Here is a 4,062-nt window from a genome sequence, read left to right on the forward strand (position 1 = left end):
GCACGTCCAAGCGCTGTGCGCTGTAAGACACCAAAAACTGGGGGCCGAACTGCTCAAACGCCCGAACTTGGCCCGAGCCCATGCGCCCGGCGCGCAGCACATAGGTTTTGATGGTGCGCATGAAGGGGGCGTCTTTGGCTTCGTGGGCTTCGGTTGCCGGGGCGTTCGTGGTGTCTTCAGGCGTCGTCATGGAGGGCAGTTGGTGTGTGCAAAGCCTGTGATTATCGGGGCGATCGGCTCAGTACCGTCCACTTTTCGAGTGCGTGCACTTTGGCCGTTTGCCCGGGCATGGCAGGCAGGCCCAGCGCTTGCGCGGCAGAGTTCAGTGCTGACAACACGGCCTGCGGTGTTTGCAAATCCAGCGCCACGGCCCCGTTTTGTTTGCTGAGCTTCTCGCCATTCGCGCCCAGCACCACAGGCGTGTGCAGGTATTGGGGTGTGGGCAAGCCCAAAGCCTGTTGCAGCACGATTTGCCGCGCCGTGTTGTCAGCCAGGTCTTGGCCGCGCACCACATGGCCGACGCCTTGGGCGGCATCGTCCACCACCACGGCCAGTTGGTAGGCCCACAGGCCATCGGCTCGGCGCAGCACGAAGTCGCCGACTTCTTCTGGCACGTTTTGCCGTTGCGGCCCCAAGCGCCGATCGGTCCAGTGGGTGAGGGCGGGCAGGCCCAACGCGGTTTGCACGGCTTGTACATTGAGCCGCCAAGCGCGGGCGGCTTGGCCCTTCAGGCCTTTGCGGCAGGTGCCGGGGTAAACGGCGGCGCTGTGCCGGGACACGGGCTGGGATTGCGCTGATTCGATGGCGGTTTCAATGTCCTTGCGAGAGCAGCCGCAGGGGTAGGCCCAGCCTTTTTCAACCAAGTCTTGCAAAGCGGCGGCATAGGCATCGCCCCTTTGGCTTTGCCGCAGCACCGGGCCATCGGGCTGAAGACCGCAGGCGGCCAGTTGCTGCAAGATGGCCTCATCGGCCCCCGGTACGCAGCGGGGCGTGTCCACGTCTTCGATCCGCAACCGCCAAGCGCCGCCATGGGCGCGGGCATCGAGCCAACTGGCCAGTGCGGCCACCAGCGAGCCCGCATGCAAAAGGCCGGTTGGCGAAGGCGCAAACCGGCCTGTGTAGAGCGCTGGCATGTGGAATCAGCGTTTGGCGAGCACCGCCAAAGCCAGTTCCAGGCCAGACACAAAAGCGTCTTCGACCCGATGACCCAAGCACCAGTCGCCGCAAAGGCCGATGCCTTGCGTTTTGGACCACAAGTGGCTTTGCCCCAGAGGTTGGGCCGTTTTGGCGTAAAGCCAGCGGTGGGCTTGGGCATGCGCCGCCGTGACACGGATGCCGGTGATTTCGGCAAACGCTTTGAGCAATTTGCCGGTGACGCGCTCGGGCGAGTCGTCCACATGTTCTGCCGACCACGTTGCACTGGCTTGCACGGTCCAGCGTTCGATGCGCTCGCGGCCGGGTTTGGACGATTCACGCGCCATCCAGGCGATGCGGTGGTGGGTGCTGCGGGCTGCATTCCATTGCGGGCCCAAGGTGATCAGGCCCGGCTGCACCGCTTGGGGGTAGGCCAGCATCAGGGTCCAGCAGGGGTCAACACGAACGTCGCTCAGGGGCGTGGCCAGCTCGCTCAGACCCGAGGCTTGGAGCAAAGCCACGGCTTGCGCGGGGGGCACCGCCAAAATGACTTTGTCAAACCCGGCAAACACATGCTGCCCACCGTCTTCGGTTTCGGTTTGCAGCTGCCAAGCATTTTTCTTCATCGGGTCGGCCATGATTTGCGTGACCCGGGTTTGCAGCTGCACATTGCCGTCTTCGACCAGGGGCGCAGCCCAGGCTTTGACCAAGCCGTTCATGCCGGGGGTGGCCACCCAGTGGCGCTCGCCGCCTGGCAAGCCCGCCTCGATGACGCGACCATTGGGGTCGAGCACGCGAACGGCGTTGGCGCTCCAGGGCTTGCACACGCCAGGGACGGTACCGATGGCCAGCTCAAAGCGCGGGTCGCGCACTGTGAAGTACTGCGCGCCGTGGTCAAAGCTGCCAAACGCGCTGCTGCGGGTGGACATGCGCCCCCCTACGCCACGGCTTTTGTCGAACAGCGTGACGTTGTGTCCGGCCTGGCGCAAAGTGCGTGCGCAAGTGACGCCGGCCATGCCGACGCCGATGATGGCGATGTGTTGTGTGGTCATGGGTTCACTTTATCCGAGAAATGGGCTTGCAAACTGCCCGGGTGGGTTATCCCCGATGGAGTGGATCCGACGTGCACAAGGTGCACCGGGCGCAACAGCGCTTCACGCGTGGCCGAGTGTTCCAGCTGCGCTTGCCACCAGCGCAAGGCTTGCCCAGCCGGTGTTTTGGAGCTCTCGCGCCAGGCGCAGTGGCAAGTGCTGTTGCGCGGCTCATGGACTTTTTTGGCCACGAGCAGACCGTTGTTGATGTAGGGTTGGGCCAGCGATTGGGGCAAAAATCCGCCGCCCAAACCCCGGATTTGGGCCTCGAGCTTGCTGGGCATGTCGGGCACGGTGAACACGTCTTGTCCGCCTTGCAAGCCAATGGTCAGGCCCGCGCCCCGACTGATTGAGTCGGCCACGGCCACTGCGCGGTGCTGCTGCAAAACAGCATCTGTCAGGGGCTCGGGGGCTTGGGCCAGCGGGTGGTGCGCCGCGACTGCATAGACAAATGGGATGACACCCATCACGTTGTGCTTGATGTCAGAGCCCATGCCCGGCACTGGCACCACTCCCAAGGCCAAATCGGCTTGGCCCGAGGTCAGCGCAGCCAGGGTGCCCGACAGGGTTTCGTAGCGTAAGCGCAAGCGGGTGGGTGCACCCAAGGCAAGGAAGCGGGCACACAAATCCATGACCACGCTGCGCGAGATGATGCTGTCGACCGCCACGGTGAACACGGCCTCCCAGCCCGTGGCCACGCGGCGCACCCGGTTGGCCACGGCGTCCATGTCGTCCAGCAAACGGCTGGCTTCGCGCAGCAGTTCATGGCCGGCCGCTGTGGGCACCGCTTGGCGTGCGCTGCGGTCAAACAGCAGCACGTCGAGTGCGTCTTCGATTTGGCGTACCCGATAGGTCAGGGCGCTGGGCACCAAGTTCAGGGCACGGGCCGCTGCGGCAAAGCTGCCTTTTTGACCAATGGTTTGCAGCATCAGCAGGGCCTCGGGGGTCAGCCAGTCGCGAGGAGTTTGCATGTTGGGGCCTTAACGATTCAATGAATTTGAATGATGCCAGCAAATCGGGTCAACGATCTCGGTTCTGTTGATGGTTAAAGTTCTGGCTGTTCAGGCGGCTCTTTTGGCCGCCCTCAATTGGAGAAACCCATGCTCACCTTGCGCAAATCGACCGAACGCGGCTACGCCGACCACGGCTGGCTCAAGTCGTTTCACAGCTTTTCTTTTGCCAACTACGTTGACCCGGCCCACATGGGTTTTGGCAACTTGCGCGTCATCAACGAAGACCGCATTGACCCAGGCACCGGCTTTGGCACACACGGCCATCGCGACATGGAAATCATCAGCTACGTGCTCTCGGGCAATTTGGCCCACCAAGACAGCATGGGCAACGTCAAAGGCATTCCGCCTGGCGACATACAGCGCATGAGCGCGGGAAGTGGCGTGCGCCACAGCGAGTTCAACCACGCCAAAGGCGAGCAGACCCACTTCCTGCAAATCTGGATCGAGCCCAATGTGACGGGCATTGACCCCGGCTACGAGCAAAAGTCTGTGCCCGAAAGCGCCAAGCGCGGTCAACTCGCTTTGGTGGCTGCGCCTGCAACCGATGCCCAAGCTGCCGCGCACACCGTTGAAATTCACGCAGATGCCCGCATGTATTCAGGCCTGTTCAATGGCTCTGAAAAAGCCAGCCTGATGCTGGACCCAGCCCGCAAAGCCTATGTGTTTTTGGTGCGCGGTGCTTTGCAGGTCAATGGCATGGCTCTGGCGGCTGGGGATGCGGCCATGCTGCAAGCCGAATCGTCGTTGACGCTTTCTCACGGCCAAGATGCTGAAGTCTTGGTGTTTGACCTGACCGCTTGAATAGGTGGGCCATTTGAGCCGCC

At 62.8% G+C, this 4,062-nt stretch carries 4 protein-coding genes and 1 pseudogene; 1 reads left to right on the forward strand and 4 read right to left on the reverse strand.

Going from position 1 to position 4,062, the window contains the following annotated elements; all coding sequences use genetic code 11:
• The 4 genes and pseudogenes from Q0341_RS00575 to Q0341_RS00590 all read right to left on the reverse strand — a co-directional run.
• A pseudogene (locus Q0341_RS00575) lies at positions 1-190 on the reverse strand (tRNA (guanosine(46)-N7)-methyltransferase TrmB); the annotation flags it as partial.
• A 31-nt stretch (positions 191-221) separates the two neighbouring features.
• Positions 222-1,133, reverse strand: coding sequence for a tRNA glutamyl-Q(34) synthetase GluQRS (gluQRS, locus tag Q0341_RS00580; protein WP_299509820.1), 912 nt, complete (start codon positions 1,131-1,133; stop codon positions 222-224).
• Between the two features lie 6 nt (positions 1,134-1,139).
• Positions 1,140-2,186 (reverse strand): FAD-dependent oxidoreductase, encoded by a 1,047-nt coding sequence (locus tag Q0341_RS00585; protein WP_299509823.1) that lies wholly within the window; start codon positions 2,184-2,186, stop codon positions 1,140-1,142.
• Positions 2,183-3,196, reverse strand: coding sequence for a LysR family transcriptional regulator (locus tag Q0341_RS00590; RefSeq protein ID WP_299509825.1), 1,014 nt, complete (start codon positions 3,194-3,196; stop codon positions 2,183-2,185). Before Q0341_RS00590 ends, Q0341_RS00585 begins: the two co-directional genes overlap by 4 nt.
• Positions 3,197-3,325: 129 nt before the next feature.
• Between Q0341_RS00590 and Q0341_RS00595 the strand changes: the two genes are divergently transcribed.
• Entirely contained in the window at positions 3,326-4,039 is a 714-nt protein-coding gene (locus Q0341_RS00595; RefSeq protein WP_299509827.1) for a pirin family protein, read from the forward strand.
• The last annotated feature ends 23 nt before the right edge of the window (positions 4,040-4,062 follow it).

Origin of the sequence: uncultured Limnohabitans sp. (assembly GCF_937889215.1) — a bacterium.
In the GTDB taxonomy this organism is placed as follows: domain Bacteria; phylum Pseudomonadota; class Gammaproteobacteria; order Burkholderiales; family Burkholderiaceae_C; genus Limnohabitans_A.

Excerpts from the sequence above, each read along its gene's own strand:
- gluQRS (WP_299509820.1), bottom strand. The coding sequence starts at position 1,133 with ATGCCAGCGCTCTACACAGGCCGGTTTGCGCCTTCGCCAACCGGCCTT.
- Q0341_RS00585 (WP_299509823.1), bottom strand. The coding sequence starts at position 2,186 with ATGACCACACAACACATCGCCATCATCGGCGTCGGCATGGCCGGCGTC.
- Q0341_RS00590 (WP_299509825.1), bottom strand. The coding sequence starts at position 3,196 with ATGCAAACTCCTCGCGACTGGCTGACCCCCGAGGCCCTGCTGATGCTG.
- Q0341_RS00595 (WP_299509827.1), top strand. The coding sequence starts at position 3,326 with ATGCTCACCTTGCGCAAATCGACCGAACGCGGCTACGCCGACCACGGC.